Here is a 17962-nt window from a genome sequence, read left to right as displayed (position 1 = left end):
GATTGGCGGCATTTAGCTATTCTGGACTTCCAACAGCGTGAAGGTAACATCACAGAAACCTGCTTGACCTTCACATTGTTAATACCTGAAAAATTTAAAATCCCTACATTTTAGCGTAACACAATCATCCTGACTTTTAAGCCTTCTTAGAGGCTAAATTTTGCAATTTCTACAAGGTTAAATTTCCAGCCAGGATAGATTTTTATTTATTCAAAATATTATTTGTGTCAAAGTTTATGGAGAATAATTAAAGCAAAATATTTTTAGAATGTGCTTAATAACACCTTCATAATTAACACTAAATATAAATTTAGCGTCAAAATAAAAGCAATTGCCAGAAAAAATGCTTATTTACTTGCGAACTCAAGCACTGATGTTAATTTCTATCATAGAATATACTGATATACTTAAGTAAATATAACGCTGCTACTGAGGAAAATCTAAGTAACAGATACTTAAGTCTCAATAAATAAACTACCAGTATAAATACGGTAACTAAAGCCCAGCTAGAGTTTTGCATTTACAAGGGATAAGCAGTCCCTTAGGACTTACGCACAAAGTTTATCTGTGGAGGTTGGGTTAATGGTCGGAAACACCCAGGACTATTTTGATGCGTAAGTCCCCATAGCATAATATTTGCTCTTAAGATCCGATCTGTCTTCATCCTCTGATGTCTAAAAATTAATCTAGCACTCAAAAATTTTTCATATCTCAAAATAGCCTGTATACCTTGATGAGAGCCAGATTGTATCAACTGTGCGTCCTGATTTGACAGGCAATCTCTCAGCAAAACCTTGCGCTGGCACAGGGTTATCTTAAAATGAGTATAGGATATGTAAACTTTCGTAACCTAAGCCAGAATCCGGCCATCCATGACCCCAGCTACCTCCCTGTTTACCCCTGTGGAAGCAGATTTGCAAATACTAGCCGATAACCTTAAGCAGCTAGTTGGCAATCGCCACCCCATTCTTTTTGCCGCCGCCGAACATTTATTCGGAGCTGGGGGAAAGCGCATCCGACCAGCGATTGTTCTGCTGATATCGCGGGCAACAATGTTAGAAGAAGATATTACCCAGCGTCACCGCCGCCTAGCCGAAATCACAGAAATGATTCACACGGCAAGTTTAGTGCATGACGATGTGGTGGATGAAGCACAAATGCGGCGTAGCGTGCCTACCGTTCACAGCTTATTTGGCAACCGCATTGCTGTTCTTGCAGGAGACTTTCTTTTTGCTCAATCATCGTGGTATCTGGCAAACTTGGATAATTTGGAGGTAGTCAAACTACTTTCAGAAGTAATTATGGATCTGGCTACTGGAGAAATCCAGCAAGGCATGAACCGCTTTGATAGTAGCTTGGCAATTGAAACCTACCTGCAAAAAAGCTATTACAAAACTGCTTCACTCATTGCTAATAGTGCCAAAGCAGCAGGTCTACTCAGTGATGTTTCCCCAGAAATAGCCCAACATTTATATAGCTACGGGCGTAATTTAGGATTAGCTTTTCAGATTGTGGATGACATCTTAGACTTTACCAGTACCACAGATACTCTAGGGAAACCAGCTTGTTCAGACCTCAAAAGTGGCAATCTAACTGCACCTGTTCTATTTGCCTTAGAAGAAAAACCCTATTTAGAAGTGTTGATTGAACGTGAATTTGCCCAAGAAGGAGATTTAGAACAAGCATTGACATTAATTCAAGATAGCCAAGGTATACAACAGGCGCGGGAATTAGCGGCTCATCATGCCAAGTTAGCAGCAGAAGATATTGCCGTGCTGACACCTTCTGAACCGCGTCAAGCTTTAACCGACATTACGGAATATGTACTAAGTCGGCTTTATTAAAATTTTTTGATTGTGAATTTTTCATATAGGAATTTGGAGTTGAAAAATTGGGTGGTATCCAAAATTTCAACTCCAAATTTATTTTAAGCAAGATTAGGTGGAATGTTATTAGACTGCTTCTTTGGCTGATGTTTTAGCTGTTTCTCAATGGCTTTTTCTAGCTGAGAACGCTGTACTTCAAAAGCGTTATTCAGTGTTCCAGGTGTTTCTAAAAAAACTATACTATCTACGGGTTTTAACGCTAGTAATTGGAACAAAATATGGGTGACAGCGATGGGTGTAGCCACCACTTGAGGGTCTCGCCCAGCAGATGGAATTAGGGAAATATCCTGTATGGTAGAACAAGCGTAAATCACCTGCTTCTCCAAACCGGGATCTGCACGGTGGCTCAATGTAGTTAAGACCCAGCTTCCCTCCTTCTGGAGAATATAGTACTGGGAGTGGCGTAATTGTTGAGCGATCGCACGCAAAGCAGGAGCAATTGCTGTAATAAGATGTGGTGTAATACCATCGCGGGGTGCATTGTCGATCAGCAATTGAATTTGTGTTTCTACATCCATAATTACTTGTCACCGACTTTTGGGGAATAGCAATAACAGCAAGGCAAAGTGTGAACAATCCCATTCAGTTGGGAATAATAAAATCAGCGAAATCCTATATGCAGAGCAATCCTGCATTTAGCTTATAAGCAAATACACACAGCCAATACCCACAGTCGAGCAGGTTATCTATATGTATAGGGTCTTTTAAACACCGAGACTATGAATTCAGCCGCAACCGCAACTATTCCAACCGCAACATTTCTGGGAGAAAATACTATCGGCGTGGAGGTGATCTTTCCACTCCTGTATAAGGAGCTTAAACAATCAACCAAAGCCTCTGAACAAAATTGCCATGATGTGGCAACACGCATTTCTACCGAAGTATACCGAATTTGCAGCGAAAGTAAACGCATCCAAGCTTCCGGTGCTGTAGAAAGCTCGGCAATGACCCTAGCTAGACACCGCCTGCAACAATGTCTCAGGTACTATCAGTTGGGTTCCAATAGAGGCAGAGTTGAATTACACAGTACTTTAAGTGCCATTATTTATCGTTACATTAATCCTCCTCAGCGGCAATTGAGCTATCAAGGGCGGCTGACTATCATAGAAGATTTTCTACAAAGTTTTTATCTTGAAGCATTAAACGCTTTCCGGCGGGAAAATCAACTAGGTACTACCTATCGTCCCCAAACTCTTTTGGAATTAGCAGAATACATGGCCTTTACCGAACGCTACGGTAAGCGGCGTATTCCTTTACCAGGCCGTCAACAACAACTAATTATTCTGCGGGCGCAAACTTTCTCCCAACAACAACCTCCCGAAACCAGCGTCGATATCGAACAAGCTGCTGAAGGTAGCTCGAGTGATGGAGATGGTTCTTGGGAAGAGCCAGCAGTACAGCAATTACGCTCCACAATGGCCACACAACCAGAACCAGAACCTGAAGAAGATACTCTGCGTTCTGTTGTGATTACCGAATTGATGAGTTATTTGGAGCAAAAACAACAATCTGATTGTGCTGATTACTTCTCATTGCGTCTGCAAGATTTATCAACACAAGAAATTGAGACAATTTTAAATCTTACCCCTCGTCAGAGAGATTACTTACAACAACGCTTCAAATATCATTTGATTAGGTTCGCTTTATTACATCGTTGGGAACTAGTTCACGAATGGTTAGAAGCTTCTTTACATACAAATTTGGGGTTAACGCCTCAACAGTGGCAAGCCTACACTGCTCAACTAGACGAGAAACAACGGGCAATACTCGACTTAAAACAGCAAGGACAAACTGACGAAAAAATTGCCAAAACTTTAGGGTTATCAATGGCACAACTTCAAAAACGCTGGTTTAAGATTCTGGAACAAGCTTGGGAAATTCGTAACTCATTAGTGTCCGGATCAGGTGCATCTACTCATGAATAGTGACTCAGAATCCTTAAAAAACCAATTACTCACTTGGTTGTTGGCAGATACCGACACCAGTGAGACTAACTTGGTCGAGTTTAAGGAAAATGACGGGGTTGATAACTCTCCTGAACAAGCAGCCACTTTCGCCAGTGGCGCTCCAAAGTTAGGAGGGAAACCCCAAAACTTTAAACTGGGAGACATTCCTACTGTGCAAGACCGTTTCCAAGCCATAATCAAGCATCGGTTACAGACCGAAATCGAAAACCAGCCTCCTTTGTTTCCTTGGGAAACACAAATGATGGAATATCCTGAGCGTTTGGAAGAGCAATTGCTCACTTTAGTTCCGGCTTGGGGTTGGAAGGCTCAACAATATAAGCTGAATCTACCGATTACTCTGCCAGAAGAAGTTTTTCGGGAGTTGTTAGAAAAGTGCCAAACACTGCTGACTGCTTCACTACCTTTGGGAGCTAAATTAGTTCAGGCAGTGGAAAGCTTCTTTCCACAAGAGTCACACGCACTTAATGATATCGCTGGTTTGGTACTAAGAAGTACCTATCGGTCTGCGGATGTTCTCGATCAAAAATTAACTATCGAGAATGATTACCCAGATTTACAACCACGTCAACAAATGGCATTGTCTTTGATGGCTGCTAAACAACTGCTAGAAAATCTGAGCCTACCAGTTACGCCTAACAGCCCAGTAGTAGAAAGACAATGGTTTACCAGTGAGGGTCTATTGACTCTCCGGGTAGAATATCAATCTCGTGGTAAACAGACTCAATTGCAAGTTCAGGCTGATTTACCAACCAAAGGGATATTGACATTAAGAGCAGATGGTACTTTGGCAATGGCTCAATCGTCAAGTGCAGGTTGCTTGAATGTTGAGTTATCCTGTCAGGAATTTAACCCAACTTATACATTAGAAGTTGAGTTTCCTGAAATTGACCAACAGCCTTTGTTGTTTGTAATTAATCCTATGAACTGAACAAAGTTGCCAACTCTACCATAATTAGGTCGGTTGACTAAGGCTGAAAAATTAAGAAAGTTATTGTGGTTTTGGAGCTTAATTTTTAAATAAACGATCATTAGGGCTTCTACGTTTTTGAAACGATCATTAGGGCGAAAAATATTCAACTCCCAAAGTTTGCTTCGGGGAGTTACTGTCATCGGAAGAGAATTTTCAGCAGGGTATGAGCTATAGCAGGAAACAGGGCACAGGTGAGAGGTTTAAAAACCTTTTTTGTCTCAGGTTTATCATCTGTTGATGTCCTAATCTATACTTCCATTGCTATAACTAGGTAAGTGTTGGACTGACCAAGCATCAGTTGAGCGCATTTACACCATTGCTGAACCTTTAAATGTTGAATTCATCCAGGAATTGGTTTTCGCGTCTACCTGTAGTTACTAGTTGGCGGCAAAATAACCAGGGGTCGCCTTTAATGGTAGTCGAAGATTCTCTGTCTTTGCGGGGGCTAGTCTTAGGACTAGTAATTATGGGAACTGTGGCAGTAGATATTGCTGCTGATACCCAATTTAGTTTTTGGGCAGTGCCGCTAAGTGTTGTCGGTACAATTTGGAGTTACCGCTATCGTCGCAATTCTAATATCCCAATTAAATTCTGCATTGCCATTGGAATGCTAGTAGCACTAGGGGCGTTCTTTGGGCGGTTGTTAGGAGAGTTAAATGATACGCGGTTAGCTTTAGCAGAGTTATTAATTCAATTACAAGTTCTCCACAGTTTTGATATGCCCAGACGTAAAGATTTGGGCTATTCAATTGTAATTGGATTGATTTTATTAGGTGTGGCAGCAACGCTGAGTCAAACTTTGGCGTTTGCACCTGTATTACTGTTATTTTTAGCGATCGCTTTACCAACTTTAAGCTTAAATTACCGTTCCGAACTTGGTTTAGATAAGTCAAAAGTTAAAAGGGTAAAGGCAAAAGAAACCCAATTAACATCAAAATTACCTTTTTATTTTTTACTTTTTACATTAGTTGTTGCACTAGGACTAGGAATTTTTGCAGTTTTACCCCGATTTCCTGGTTATCAATTACGCACCTTTCCAGTGAGTACGCCGATTGAAGTCAAAGGTGGTTTTACGGGACGAAGTATTATTAATCCTGGCTATGTACGTCAAGGTAATGCTGATAATCAAGGTAATGGCACAGGTGGAAACAAAACTGGGCAACCTGGTAAGGTAGACGATAATTTTTATTACGGTTTTAATAGCCAGATGAATCAAAACCTGCGGGGTTCGATGAAACCTAAGGTAGTTATGCGAGTACGATCGCAGGCAGAAGGATTCTGGCGTGTATTAGCATTTGATCGCTACACAGGTAAAGGTTGGGAAATTTCTCGTAATGAGAATGTGACCACTCTCAAGCGTTCGCCTTGGTCTTATCAAATTTATCTGTCTCCACCTGCTACTTCTGCCAAAACTAGAGAAGTAGTACAAACCTACACAGTGGTGGCAGATTTGCCTAACTTGATTCCGGCGATGTCCTATCCCAAAGAAATTTACTTCCCCACACCAGTTATTGCTGTGGATAAAGAAGATGGATTGCGATCGCCTGTGGGTTTATCAAAAGACCTGACTTATACAGTTATATCGGAAGTCCCGTACCGCGATCGCACAGAGTTAGGCAAAGCTACTACTGACTATCCCCAACATATTAAAAAATACTATCTGCAAATTCCTCCAGAAATTGCACCTAAAGTCAAGCAGCTAACGGAAGAGATTCTGGCTAACTATAGCCGCAATAATGTTTCTAAGTTCTCTAACTCTGCCCCAGAGTCAATTTATGAGAAGACATTGTACTTAGCGCAGTACCTCAAGCAACGCTACTCAATTCCCGAAAATCCCTTCGATGTGCCTTATTTAGAAGAAAAAGAAGATTTAGTAGAAGCTTTTTTGTTTAAGCATAAAGGCGGCTACCCAGATCATTTCTCCACTGTGCTAACCATGATGCTGCGTTCCATCGGCATTCCCGCGCGGTTAGTAGCGGGGTTTAGTCCAGGGGAATTTAATCCGTTTACAGGGATGTATGTTGTGCGTAACACAGATGCGTACGCGATGACGGAAGTTTACTTCCCTAAATATGGCTGGTTTGCTTTTGATCCAATTCCCAATCACCCTTTAATTCCCCCATCTATCGAAGACTCGCAAACTTTTAGCGTTTTACGCCAGTTTTGGAATTGGGTGGCAGGCTGGCTACCTACCCCTGTGACTGGATTATTGAATAATATATTTGGCGCAATTTTTACTTGGGTCACAAAAGCGATCGCTTGGTTTTTTGCTTTATTCGCTCAAGGTTGGCTAGGTGTGTTAACTGGCTTAACTTTGGCAACTACAATCGCTTTTTTTGGTTGGTTAGGTTGGGTACAATGGCGCGAGTGGTTAAAACACAAGTGGATGAGTAAACTACCACCGATGGAAAGGCTTTATCAACAAATGCTGCAATGGACTGCCACAAAAGGTTTAGGTAAACATCCAGCACAAACGCCCCTAGAATACGCCCAAGTTGTTTTTCAACATCATCCCCCAGCCATAGCGCAAGTCATAGATGAAATTAGTCAAGCTTATGTTAGCTGGCGTTATGGTGGTCAGACTCCTAATTTGCAGCAATTACGCCAAAAATGGCAGGAATTGAAAAAAGTCAATAGTCATTAGTGTTTTTTTATCCCTGATGCTACTAGATTACATTTTCATAGTTTCGCATACCTCTTTGGGAGGATTTTCAGTATATTTGGCAAATAAATAGCTAAAAAAAGCATTTGCTCTATAAAAACTAAAGCAAGCTAAATGGGATGCGTTGTAACTCCTGTTTTTTATGGATACCATAGAAATAAAGTCCTTACTGGATTCTTGAGTCACATTTAGTGTCAGTTATTTTATGGACATTCAATTAATAAATATCGGTTTCGGCAACATTGTCTCGGCTAACAAAGTAGTTGCGATTGTCAGCCCAGAGTCTGCCCCAATTAAGCGGATTATCACCGATGCGCGTGAAAAAAACCAGTTGATTGATGCAACTTATGGTCGTCGGACAAGGGCTGTAATTATCACTGATTCTAATCATGTCATCCTTTCCGCAATTCAGCCCGAAACGGTAGCAAACCGATTCGTGATTTCCCGCGAGCATCATACGGTAGATAATTAACCAAGGATAGTTGACAAACGACTATTCTGTTTGCACCATATCGGCAGTACCATGTGAATTAGACTGGTTTTTGTCACCAGTGCTACACATTCGTTAGTCGAGGTTTCTCTGGCAACGAACACACACTCCCAAATCATTTGTATTGATTAATTCACAGGTTGAACGGATGATGCAAGTTTTACCCATCCAGACTAGTGCTACTACCAAACAAGACCCGTCTACAGGCAAGTTAGTTGTTTTAACTGGCCCTAGTGGTGTTGGCAAAGGTACATTAATGCGATCGCTGTTGCAGCGTCATCCACAACTTTATTACTCGGTATCCGCAACAACTCGTTCTCCTCGCCCTGGAGAAATCAACGGCAAAAACTATTACTTTATTGATCGTCATAAGTTTGAACAGTTGGTGGCTCAAGGTGAGTTTTTAGAGTGGGCGGAATTCGCGGGGAATTATTACGGCACTCCTCGTGAAGCAGTAACAAACCAAATTAAGTCTGGTAAGTTAGTAGTGCTGGAAATTGAGCTAGAAGGAGCAAGGCAAATTCGCGTTTCCTTTCCTAACGCCCTCAGCATTTTCATTTTGCCGCCTTCCTTTGATGAATTAGAAAAACGGATACGTGGTCGTGGACAAGATTCTGAAGAAGCGATCGCTCGTCGCCTAGTCCGTGCTAAAGCGGAGATTGCTGCTGCTGATGAATTTGATATTCAAATCGTGAATGACGATTTTGAAACTGCACTGGGAGCGATCGAAGCGGCTTTATTTGAATAATTACAACCAAGCATTTCATACACCAAATAATGAAGGACACATAATTTTATGTGTCCTTCAAATGTTGTTGTCAGTATACATTTCAGCTATTCTCTCGTTCCTTGGCATAACACATTGGTAAATGGTAATCAGTAATTAGAAAGTTATCATCTGAAGTTATTTTTACTATTAAAATAACTCTTGATTTTTAACTTCCATTAATCACTAATTACCAATTACCAAAAATTAATTAGCCGATTAGACCTTGAATTAGCGCAATATTGCTAGTTAAGAAGTAAGCAACTACCGCACCACCAATGCCACCAATCAAGAAAGCACTGGCGAAATTATTCCAGCCTTCTTTAGATTCAAAAGCATCTGGAGGGTTGGGTGCAGTCACACTAGCCAATGCTTTAGGAGGATTGCTATTAGCATACAAAGATAATGCAGCTGTCAGCAATACAACTAAACCAATGGAGGCTATTAATCCAGCTAAGTTAGCATTTTCCGCATTACGCAGTGGGCCATATTTGGCAAAGGGGCCAAATAGCCAGTAGCCATGTGCCATACCAACTTCTAGCCCACGTCTGAAAGGAGTTAGACCGGGGCGGTAAGCGGGCAAGTTACTGATGAACCACTTGACCAAAGGAGAAGAATTAACTGGAGTTTCGAGATTGCCTATTTGAGGATCACGATGTGCGGGAAAAACTACTTCCCGATTTCTAGGATCGCTCGGCGAATCTTTGGATGCATCTACTGCTTGCGCCATAATTCTATGTTTGCCTCTCAATTACACGTGCAACAGTTTTCAAATCCCATACGCCGCTTATGGCAGTGGGTGGAACAATAAGTCGGGGAAAAAGCGGTTAAATTCGATCAAAATGCCTGCTGTAATTGTCAGCCAGATTGTAGCCGCCACTGGTGCGGTGGAAATAAATTTAATCAAATAGGATGATTGATCGCCTTTTTCAGCCATGTGTTTAGTCTCCAAAACAGTGAATTAGTTAAGCGGAACCTAACGAGGAGAAACAGGAATCTCTGAATCTTTTGCAGCTAATTCGCCAGCTAAGAATTCTTTCAAAGCGGCGGCTGGCCAAGCAAAACCTGTGGCTATGATGGGCAGAGCTATATTCAAATCGATTTGAATTTCTTTTTGTTCAGAGTCAGATTCTTTTCTAACTGCGATTAGGTAAGCACGACCTACCCAACCAATCCATCCAGTAATGTAAAGAAAAAGAATGCTGGGAATTAAAAAGTCACCAGCACGATCTAGGCGGCCATCCACGATTAAGTGAGGATAGCCTTCAGGGCCACAGAGCGCTTGAGAATAACGCTCAAATCTCTTTTGGCCTGATTGAGGATCGGCAGTGGTATTCCGGGCATTTTGAGCTAGTGCTTGAAATGCGGGGTTGTCTTGACAAGGTGTCAGGTTAGCTCCTAAAGCTTTAGCTGGCGGAGCAAAATTGAACCAAAGACAAATCGCTAAAATCAAAGCAAACAATCGTCGCATGGAGTTGTTTCCTTTTATTACAAAAGAAAAAGTTTTTTGTACAAAACGAAGCGGCTTGTACATTCTTTATTTGGCTAACTAGCAAGTCATCATACTCTTGCCTGGGAACCGAGTAAAGTTTAAGTAAATAAAAGTTAAAGCTTCTCAACCAAGTCGGTATTTGGATGAACCCTGGTATGGCAACTGTTTTAGCAATCGAAACCAGTTGTGATGAAACTGCCGTCGCAATTGTTAACAATCGTCAAGTTCGCAGTAGTATTATTGCCTCACAAATCCCAATCCATCAGCAATACGGTGGAGTTGTGCCAGAGGTGGCATCTCGCCAGCATTTAGAAACCATAAACGAGGCGATCGCCCAAGCTCTAGAACAAGCTGGGTTAGACTGGTCAAATATCGATGGTATAGCCGCCACCTGCGCCCCTGGACTAGTCGGAGCGTTGTTAGTGGGATTAACTGCTGCCAAAACTTTAGCGATGGTATACAATAAACCATTTTTGGGAGTTCATCACCTCGAAGGCCACATTTACGCGACTTATTTGAGTGAGCCAACTTTAGATCCCCCTTTTCTTAGCTTACTGGTTTCAGGCGGACATACAAGCTTGATTTATGTTAAAGAATGTGGTAGTTACGAAACCCTGGGTGAAACTCGTGATGATGCGGCGGGGGAAGCTTTTGATAAGGTAGCACGGTTGTTAAAACTAGGTTATCCGGGCGGGCCAGTCATTGACAAGTTAGCTCAACAGGGCGATCCCCATGCTTTTGCTTTACCAGAAGGGAGAGTTTCACTGCCGGGTGGAGGGTATCATCGCTATGATGGCAGTTTTAGCGGCTTAAAAACGGCTGTATTAAGGCTCGTACAGCAATTAGAGCAAGATGACAAGCCAATACCTTTAGCAGACGTAGCCGCTAGTTTCCAGACTACAGTAGCCAAAGCTTTGACCAAAAGAGCGATCGCTTGCGCCCTTGACTACGGATTAAATACTATTGCTGTTGGTGGTGGAGTTGCCGCAAATAGCGGCTTGAGGCAACACTTACAAGCCAGTGCCAGCGAACATAATATACGTGTTTTATTCCCACCTTTAAAATTCTGTACCGACAACGCCGCCATGATTGCCTGTGCAGCATCAGACCATTTATCGCGTGGTCATGTTTCACCCTTGACTTTGGGTGTGGAATCGAGATTGTCCCTAACTCAGGTGATGAAGCTATATATTTAGGTGAAATATAATCTAGCTAAAAGCATTATTCATGAATCATTGGAAAAACAAATAACTCATGCATAATGACTATTGACCAATAACTACTGACTCTTGACTCTTAACAATTGACCGAATATGACTAGCTACAGCATCTGGTTGTTCTAACATAGCGAGATGTCCACAATTAGGAATTTCAATCACATTGTCACCACAGTATTGAAAAAGCCTATGAAAGCTAGCTAAATGACGCACATACTTGGGTTCCATTACCTTGTCATCAGCTCCAGCCAAAAAGTAAACAGGCTGTTTTATTTGTGACACTAATTGAGGTAAACGGTTAACTTCCTCCTCAGTAGTCGAGTCTAATAGCGAACCCACAGCAGCTTCTGGGTCAGCAACCACAAAATCTATGACGCGTTGCCTGGCCCAGTATCGGTCTAAGGGTCGAGATACACTAGCTCTAGTAAATAGCAAATCAATTAAAGGTAGCTGAGATAGCCAGCGTGGACGAACTTGTAAAAACCGCTGACCTGCAGAACGAAATTGTTCAAAAGCTTCTTTCAGATAAATACCACCGCCAGCGTTAATACAGATCACGCCTTGAACGCGGTCAGGTATCAAAGCAGCTGTCCAAAGTGCGATCGTACCACCTAAAGAATGCCCAACTAGCCATACACTGTTAATATTTAGCTCTTGCAACAAAATAGCTAAATCCTGAGCATAGGCAGTTGGTGTATACAAAGAGTCAAATTGTGAGCTAGATGTATCAAGCAAATCGAATGTCAGCCCAGCAGTAGTTTGTACCCGATTTACATCAGTTTCTGGTTGAGATTGCGATTCACCAAAACCTCGCAAATCATAAGATAAACACTGTAAATCCGTTGACAAACGGGAAATCACAGGTTGCCAGTACCCACGGCTATTGAGCCAACCGTGGATAAAGACTAAAGCATGGGAGCATGACGTAGGAGCTGTTAACTCGTATGCGTGTGGAACGCCCAAGATTTCAATAGTTGCCATATTTCTATCGTACTCCTAAGGATGGGTACGACCAAATACAGAGTGCAAAAGGTTAAAAATAAAGACTAGAAGCACTTATGTTAGGTATTAGTTTTTGACTTATAGCAAAGTGCTGTTAGCGGTAGCGGGAGTTGAGCAGCGTGCTGAGTAGGAACTCAGTATTTTCAAGAATTTCAGCCACAAACATAGTCCTCAACTATGCTTCGACTGTTATAACCTTCAGCATATTCAAATCAAAAGGCAAAAAAATTTCAGACTTCAGACTTCAGAATCATTTCCCCAATAATCGCTGGCGGACTCCTTCAGCAATTTTGTGTCCTAGATATTCTGGAATCAAGCTTTCATTCGGCCCCAATAAATAAAGAATCAGCCTTGTGCGTCCACGCCAAACGAGTAAATTAGCATTGACTACTAGTAAGTCTTCTTGCCAGATAGCGTACATCACTTTGTAAAACAATCCAGGTTGGTTATCGGCTTCAATCACCAAAGCTGGTAAATGAAATACTGGATCAACGTAAAATTCAGTTTGTACCTGTTCTAAGCCAGCATCTAAATTAAATTCTACAGCCAACATTTCTTCCACCTCAAACCGCCCCCCTAAAGCCTCTCGAATAGCACGACAGACATTTTCTGCGGTTTTTTCTGTCAAAGCTTTGCTACCACGAGATACCAAAAGTTTGATAAAAACCAGCATTGGTGGACGAATTTGCCCGTAAAGACTTAAACCGTGGATGGTCAAACCGTAAGCGGCTAGTACACCAAAAATGTCGCTGAGGAGAAAAGATTGGTTACGGTAGGCAAAATGCAGCGCACTTTTACTACCTTCCGGTTTCAATTCGATGACGGCGCGTCTGGTTTTATAGAGACGATAAGCTAGCCGTAAATTTTGCAGTTGAATTTCACTACTGACAAATTGCTCATAAAACTGGGGAAACGCTCGGTTAAAGCGCTTTAGGAGTTCTAGTGTCGAAGATTTTAAACCAGAAGCCATCGTGGGGGTAGACTCGCTTGCTTTTATCGCCTGGGAACCGGATACTTGGTATGAACAAGGTATTGGGGGTTATGAAACAGTATTCCCAATACACAATATCTAATACCTATGCCGATCGCTTTATATGTAATTGATTCTCCGAATTTTAGTGGGAAATTTTGGATTTTGGATTGATCTTTCGCCTCAAGCTCTAACTCCACTTGCTTTATACCGAAAAACCTGTCCACCGCAGTGGTGATTCCATGTGGATGCAACAAATCTCCAAGCTTTTTGTTCAAATCTCAAATCTAAAATCCAAAAACTAAAATTTTTTGACCTAATATCTAGCCTTTGAGGGAATTTCTTCTAGCCTTTACAACAAAATGCTAAAGTTGAAAATGATTGGTATGAAACACGCGATCGCCAGCTGCTGTCATTGCCTATCCCAATAACACTCAACAAAAATCAGTGTATGGGGTTAAAATGATATTAGCTTGATAAAACGTGCATTATCACTCCATAAAGAGTGGTGGCCAATTCAGTTATACTACCCGAACCACATTGGCATGGGTTTTTGGAAAACTTGGTTTAGTACTCCTGAATCTGTAGCGACAAATAAAACAACTTCCTTTGAAGAACATACAGGGGAGTTTGGCAGTGGCTCTAATGCTAATAGCGATGCTGCGGCTCGGAACGCGGAACGCATTGTATTTAGTACAGAAAGAGACATTGACCTGTATGAACTGGAAGAACTGTGTGATGCAGTTGGCTGGTCGCGTCGTCCCTTACGAAAAGTTAAAAAAGCAATTGAGCATAGTTTTCTTGTGGCCTCTATGTGGCAAGTGCGAGGAAACCAAAGACGGCTCATAGGTTTTGCCCGTGCTACTTCTGATCATGCCTTTAATGCCACGATTTGGGATGTAGTAGTCCATCCAGACTTTCAAGGTAAAGGACTGGGGAAAGCCTTAATGAAGTACGTACTCAAGAAACTCAGAAGCGAAGAAATCAGCAATGTAACTTTGTTTGCCGACCCTCATGTTGTAGATTTTTATCGGACTATGGGTTTTATGCCCGATCCTGAAGGTATCAAAGGAATGTTTTGGTATCCTCATTAAAAAACATCTGGCTCAAATTCAAAAATCCTGCATCCTAGCAGGTTGAAGCAGTGAGCTGACTAGGATGGAAACAAAAGTGGCATTTGCAAAGGGCGAAACATCAAAGTAGTTTACAAATATATGTTAAAGTTGGTATATTGATGTTGGTGGCGTGATAGCATAGTATTCTTGAGCATTAGCTTGAATTTTGCTGTGGTATCAACAAGTCAAACCAGCAAAGCTTAACTTAGGTCTTCGGGATGTAGCGCAGCTTGGTAGCGCGCCTGCTTTGGGAGCAGGATGCCGCAGGTTCAAATCCTGTCATCCCGACTTAAACATATGGTTTGCAAAATATCCTATCTGTTAGAAATCAATATATAGGATATTTTTTTGTGTTTTCCAATCATAATTAAAATTTACTATAGGTAAATTTTGTCTGGAATGAGGTTTGTGTAGTAAGTTTAACAATTAAATTGTAGATACCACAGGCAGAAATAATTTTATTTGTCGAGCTTGGCGGCAAATTTGAGAGTCAAAACCCTAATAGTAAAGTCAGCGAGAAATTAGTGATAGGTATTGATTCAAGCAGTCGTCAACTCAACCAAGCAATGGAACGAACAAGTTGGCGATCGCGTCACTTTTTTTGAGAAAGACAATAAAATGTCACTAAATGTCTCAACGGTAAGCAAAATTTTTAATTGCTTGAGAGCGGCCTATAATAGGCATCGATAATTCTTGTGCAGGAATTCAGTCAAAGCGAAATTTAACAAATCAGGTTGCAGCCCAGTTAACTGAGAAAAAATCCTATAGGATTTCTCAACAATTTAGAAAGATGACGCTTTGCAAGTTGATTGTGAGCATTTAACAGCCGTTGCGACTTTTTTACATCTTAAATGGATTGCTATATAACTAAAACAAGTTAGTGCTGTGCAAATCCATCCATTAGTCTGACTTAATTAGAAGCATTGACACGAGGAGTAGTCATGAAAGCATTAGTTCGCTGGGGCGCAACATTGGGTTTAATCGGAAGTACTCTGCTAGGCACAGTTGTAATCGGTAACGTCCCAGTGCTGGCATTGTCAGAACAACAAATCAAAGAAAAACTTGATTCAGTACCCGTATATCTCATTACCAATGAGAAAGGATTGCCTTTGAGTCGTCCTTTACCAGAAGGGCAAAATGGTCAAAAAACAGGTGGTTCAGTCACAGGTGTTTATCTCAGTCGCCAAGAGGCTCAAGCCTTTATCAACCAACTGCAAAGTACTAATAAAGATCCGAAATTGGCAGATATAGTTAAAAGCCTACAAGTAACAGCAGTACCTTTGGGCGTGATTTATCAGCAATTGCAACAAACCAAAAACCAGCCAAATCGCTTGGTATTTGCCTTTAAACCTGTAGATCAAGATGTCAAAGGTGCAATGGATTTACTCCGTCAAGGTGGTCAAAAAGTAGAGCAATTCCGCAGTGTACCGATTTTTGCTGTTAGATTTGCACCAGATCAAGGATATGTACCCATTCAATCTGGCAATGGCAAAGAACAATTTGTACCTTTGTTTGTCAGTAAACAAGATGCAATAGGTTTGTTAAACCAAGTCAAACCGAAATTTCCCAAAGCGGATATTCAGGTAATCGACATAGATGGTGTGATCAAAACTTTAAAAGAGAAAAACGAACCTTGGTTGAACCAAGTTGTGTTAGTACCATCCCAAGAATCAAGAGCGTACATCCAAACTCTGCCGAAAAATTCTGCGACTGGCAATAATGCCCAACCTGCAAAGCCAAAACGCTAAAACATGATGGAGCAACAGTCGGTAGTTTCTGGTGGAGAACTGTGGCAGTGGCGAAATCAAGCAATCCAAGGTGCGATCGCCTCTGCTGTACCACCATACGAAGTTGATTGGCTGCTGCAAGAAATTGCTGGTTTAGACCGCTTGGCACTGCGTTTAGAATCTTTCAAAGACTGGTTGGAAATCCCGATCGCAATGTCTTTGGTAGATTTAGAACAGCTTTGGCAAAGACGACTGCGCGATCGCTTACCAGTGCAGTATATTGCTGGGGTTACGCCTTGGCGACAATTTAAATTAGCGGTGTCGAATGCGGTTTTAATTCCCCGACCAGAGACAGAATGCATAATTGATTTAGCTGTGTCAGCGATAAATGGGAGTGCAGCCAACCCACCCTTAGACCAAGGACACTGGGTTGACTTGGGAACAGGCAGTGGTGCGATCGCCATTGGACTAGCAGACGCATTACCCCAAGCCACTATTCATGCTGTTGATTACAGTCTTGCCGCCTTAGAAATTGCCCAAACCAACGCCAAAAATTTGGGATTTACTCATCGGGTGCAATTTTATCAAGGTTCTTGGTGGCAGCCATTAGCATCCTTAAAAGGACAAGTGAGTGCGATGGTTTCCAATCCGCCCTATATTCCCACAGCAACCGTGGCTACCCTAGAACCAGAAGTTAAGCAGCATGAACCGCATTTGGCTTTAGATGGCGGTAGTGATGGTTTAGACGATATCCGTCATTTAATTAGTGTCTCTCCTGAGTATTTGCGACCTGGTGGCCTTTGGCTAATTGAGATGATGGCAGGACAAGCCAATACAGTGCGAGAACTTTTGCAAAATCAGGGTAGCTATTGCAATATCCAAATTCATCATGATTTGGAAGGAATTGAACGTTTTGCTTTAGCTTATAGAACTGAAAAACTTTGTCTACACAGATAAAATCTACCTGGGTGGATTTTAAAAGCTGCGAATTTTATCCAAGCATATAGGAGTTATGAATTTTGGGAGATAAAAGCGAAAATAAACAAATCGCTTTTTTTCCATTCATAACTCCTAAGTTTTATTGCGTAATCATGGCTTTAGTAAATTTAGAAACTCTGATAGCTGGCGCACGCGCTGGTCAATTGGTGAGTTTTCCTACCGATACTGTACCTGCACTTGCAACATTGCCAGAAAAAGCAGGATTAATTTTTGCGGCGAAACAGCGCAGTCAAGATAAACCTTTGATTTTGATGGCTGCTAGGGCTGAGGATTTGTGGCCTTACGTCAAAGGTAGCCAAGATGAGTATGAAATTTGGCAACAAGTAGTCAACAAATATTGGCCTGGGGCGTTAACTTTGGTGTTACCAGCTAGCGATGTCTCCGACGGGCTACGCCTACGCTTACCTCCAGCAATGAACCCTAACGATCCTACTACCATTGGTATTCGCGTACCTAATAGTGCGATCGCTCGTGCTATTTTGGCGAAAACTGGGCCTTTAGCCACAACAAGTGCTAATTTTTCAGGACAACCGCCGTTATCAACAATGGCGGAAATTGCTGTACAGTTTCCTGATGCGTTGTCCTTGGCTACTAATGAAGGCTTAGGAGTTGGTGTACCTTCTACTGTTGCTAAATGGACAGGGACAAATTGGCAAATTTTGCGTCAGGGTGAAATCACACTGAATTAATCCGTGGTTT

At 41.7% G+C, this 17962-nt stretch carries 17 protein-coding genes and 1 tRNA gene; 12 read left to right on the top strand and 6 right to left on the bottom strand.

Going from position 1 to position 17962, the window contains the following annotated elements; translation table 11 throughout:
• Positions 1 to 872 precede the first annotated feature (872 nt).
• Positions 873 to 1844 carry a solanesyl diphosphate synthase gene (gene sds, locus H6G69_RS20715; RefSeq protein WP_190691010.1) on the top strand — a complete coding sequence of 324 codons (972 nt, stop codon included), beginning with the start codon at positions 873 to 875 and terminating at the stop codon, positions 1842 to 1844.
• An 83-nt stretch (positions 1845 to 1927) separates the two neighbouring features.
• On the opposite strand, the gene H6G69_RS20710 is transcribed toward sds, so the two are convergent.
• Complete coding sequence (locus H6G69_RS20710) at positions 1928 to 2404, bottom strand: hypothetical protein (RefSeq protein WP_190691009.1); 477 nt, start codon at positions 2402 to 2404, stop codon at positions 1928 to 1930.
• A gap of 201 nt (positions 2405 to 2605) precedes the next feature.
• On the opposite strand from H6G69_RS20710, the gene hetZ reads away from it, so the two are divergent.
• The 5 genes from hetZ (at position 2606) to gmk (ending at position 8723) form a co-directional block, all read left to right on the top strand.
• Positions 2606 to 3811: a heterocyst differentiation protein HetZ gene (gene hetZ / locus H6G69_RS20705; protein ID WP_190691008.1), complete on the top strand. Its 1206-nt coding sequence runs from the start codon at positions 2606 to 2608 to the stop codon at positions 3809 to 3811.
• Positions 3804 to 4781, top strand: a complete 978-nt coding sequence (locus tag H6G69_RS20700) for a PatU (RefSeq protein WP_190691007.1) — start codon at positions 3804 to 3806, stop codon at positions 4779 to 4781. The genes hetZ and H6G69_RS20700 overlap by 8 nt, the downstream gene beginning before the upstream one ends.
• A 373-nt stretch (positions 4782 to 5154) precedes the next feature.
• A complete protein-coding gene (locus tag H6G69_RS20695; protein ID WP_190691006.1) occupies positions 5155 to 7467 on the top strand; it encodes a DUF3488 and DUF4129 domain-containing transglutaminase family protein in 2313 nt (770 codons plus the stop codon).
• Between the two features lie 223 nt (positions 7468 to 7690).
• Positions 7691 to 7957, top strand: coding sequence for an extracellular matrix/biofilm regulator RemA (gene remA, locus H6G69_RS20690; RefSeq protein ID WP_190691005.1), 267 nt, complete (start codon positions 7691 to 7693; stop codon positions 7955 to 7957).
• A gap of 166 nt (positions 7958 to 8123) precedes the next feature.
• Complete coding sequence (gene gmk, locus H6G69_RS20685) at positions 8124 to 8723, top strand: guanylate kinase (protein WP_190691004.1); 600 nt, start codon at positions 8124 to 8126, stop codon at positions 8721 to 8723.
• Between the two features lie 229 nt (positions 8724 to 8952).
• On the opposite strand, the gene H6G69_RS20680 is transcribed toward gmk, so the two are convergent.
• Genes H6G69_RS20680 through H6G69_RS20670 form a run of 3 tightly spaced genes read right to left on the bottom strand, consistent with a single transcriptional unit; the run spans position 8953 to position 10212 of the window.
• Positions 8953 to 9471, bottom strand: a complete 519-nt coding sequence (locus H6G69_RS20680) for a photosystem I reaction center protein subunit XI (RefSeq protein ID WP_190691003.1) — start codon at positions 9469 to 9471, stop codon at positions 8953 to 8955.
• A gap of 57 nt (positions 9472 to 9528) precedes the next feature.
• Positions 9529 to 9678 (bottom strand): photosystem I reaction center subunit IX, encoded by a 150-nt coding sequence (psaJ, locus tag H6G69_RS20675; RefSeq protein WP_062296705.1) that lies wholly within the window; start codon positions 9676 to 9678, stop codon positions 9529 to 9531.
• Positions 9679 to 9717: 39 nt separating this feature from the next.
• Positions 9718 to 10212 carry a Photosystem I reaction center subunit III gene (locus H6G69_RS20670; RefSeq protein WP_190691002.1) on the bottom strand — a complete coding sequence of 165 codons (495 nt, stop codon included), beginning with the start codon at positions 10210 to 10212 and terminating at the stop codon, positions 9718 to 9720.
• Between the two features lie 176 nt (positions 10213 to 10388).
• On the opposite strand from H6G69_RS20670, the gene tsaD reads away from it, so the two are divergent.
• The gene (gene tsaD, locus H6G69_RS20665) at positions 10389 to 11429 is read left to right on the top strand and encodes a tRNA (adenosine(37)-N6)-threonylcarbamoyltransferase complex transferase subunit TsaD (protein WP_190691001.1); all 1041 of its coding nucleotides are present in this window, start codon (positions 10389 to 10391) and stop codon (positions 11427 to 11429) included.
• 69 nt (positions 11430 to 11498) lie between these two features.
• Here tsaD and H6G69_RS20660 read toward each other — a convergent pair whose 3' ends face one another.
• Complete coding sequence (locus tag H6G69_RS20660) at positions 11499 to 12431, bottom strand: alpha/beta fold hydrolase (protein ID WP_190691000.1); 933 nt, start codon at positions 12429 to 12431, stop codon at positions 11499 to 11501.
• Between the two features lie 271 nt (positions 12432 to 12702).
• Positions 12703 to 13422, bottom strand: a complete 720-nt coding sequence (locus H6G69_RS20655) for a hypothetical protein (RefSeq protein WP_062296711.1) — start codon at positions 13420 to 13422, stop codon at positions 12703 to 12705.
• A 545-nt stretch (positions 13423 to 13967) separates the two neighbouring features.
• Between H6G69_RS20655 and H6G69_RS20650 the strand changes: the two genes are divergently transcribed.
• The 5 genes from H6G69_RS20650 (at position 13968) to H6G69_RS20630 (ending at position 17952) form a co-directional block, all read left to right on the top strand.
• Positions 13968 to 14516: a GNAT family N-acetyltransferase gene (locus H6G69_RS20650; protein ID WP_190690999.1), complete on the top strand. Its 549-nt coding sequence runs from the start codon at positions 13968 to 13970 to the stop codon at positions 14514 to 14516.
• 235 nt (positions 14517 to 14751) lie between these two features.
• Positions 14752 to 14825: transfer RNA gene (locus H6G69_RS20645), tRNA-Pro, on the top strand.
• A 653-nt stretch (positions 14826 to 15478) separates the two neighbouring features.
• The gene (locus H6G69_RS20640; protein WP_190690998.1) at positions 15479 to 16285 is read left to right on the top strand and encodes a Tic22 family protein; all 807 of its coding nucleotides are present in this window, start codon (positions 15479 to 15481) and stop codon (positions 16283 to 16285) included.
• 3 nt (positions 16286 to 16288) lie between these two features.
• On the top strand, positions 16289 to 17221 hold the full coding sequence (prmC, locus tag H6G69_RS20635; protein ID WP_190690997.1) for a peptide chain release factor N(5)-glutamine methyltransferase: 933 nt from the start codon (positions 16289 to 16291) through the stop codon (positions 17219 to 17221).
• Positions 17222 to 17355: 134 nt separating this feature from the next.
• The gene (locus tag H6G69_RS20630) at positions 17356 to 17952 is read left to right on the top strand and encodes an L-threonylcarbamoyladenylate synthase (protein WP_190690996.1); all 597 of its coding nucleotides are present in this window, start codon (positions 17356 to 17358) and stop codon (positions 17950 to 17952) included.
• Positions 17953 to 17962: the final 10 nt, after the last annotated feature.

This window comes from Nostoc sp. FACHB-110 (assembly GCF_014697425.1).
In the GTDB taxonomy this organism is placed as follows: Bacteria; Cyanobacteriota; Cyanobacteriia; order Cyanobacteriales; family Nostocaceae; genus Nostoc_B.
The sequence above is the reverse complement of the archived record's forward strand: the minus strand, read 5'-3'. Positions and strand labels throughout refer to the sequence as shown.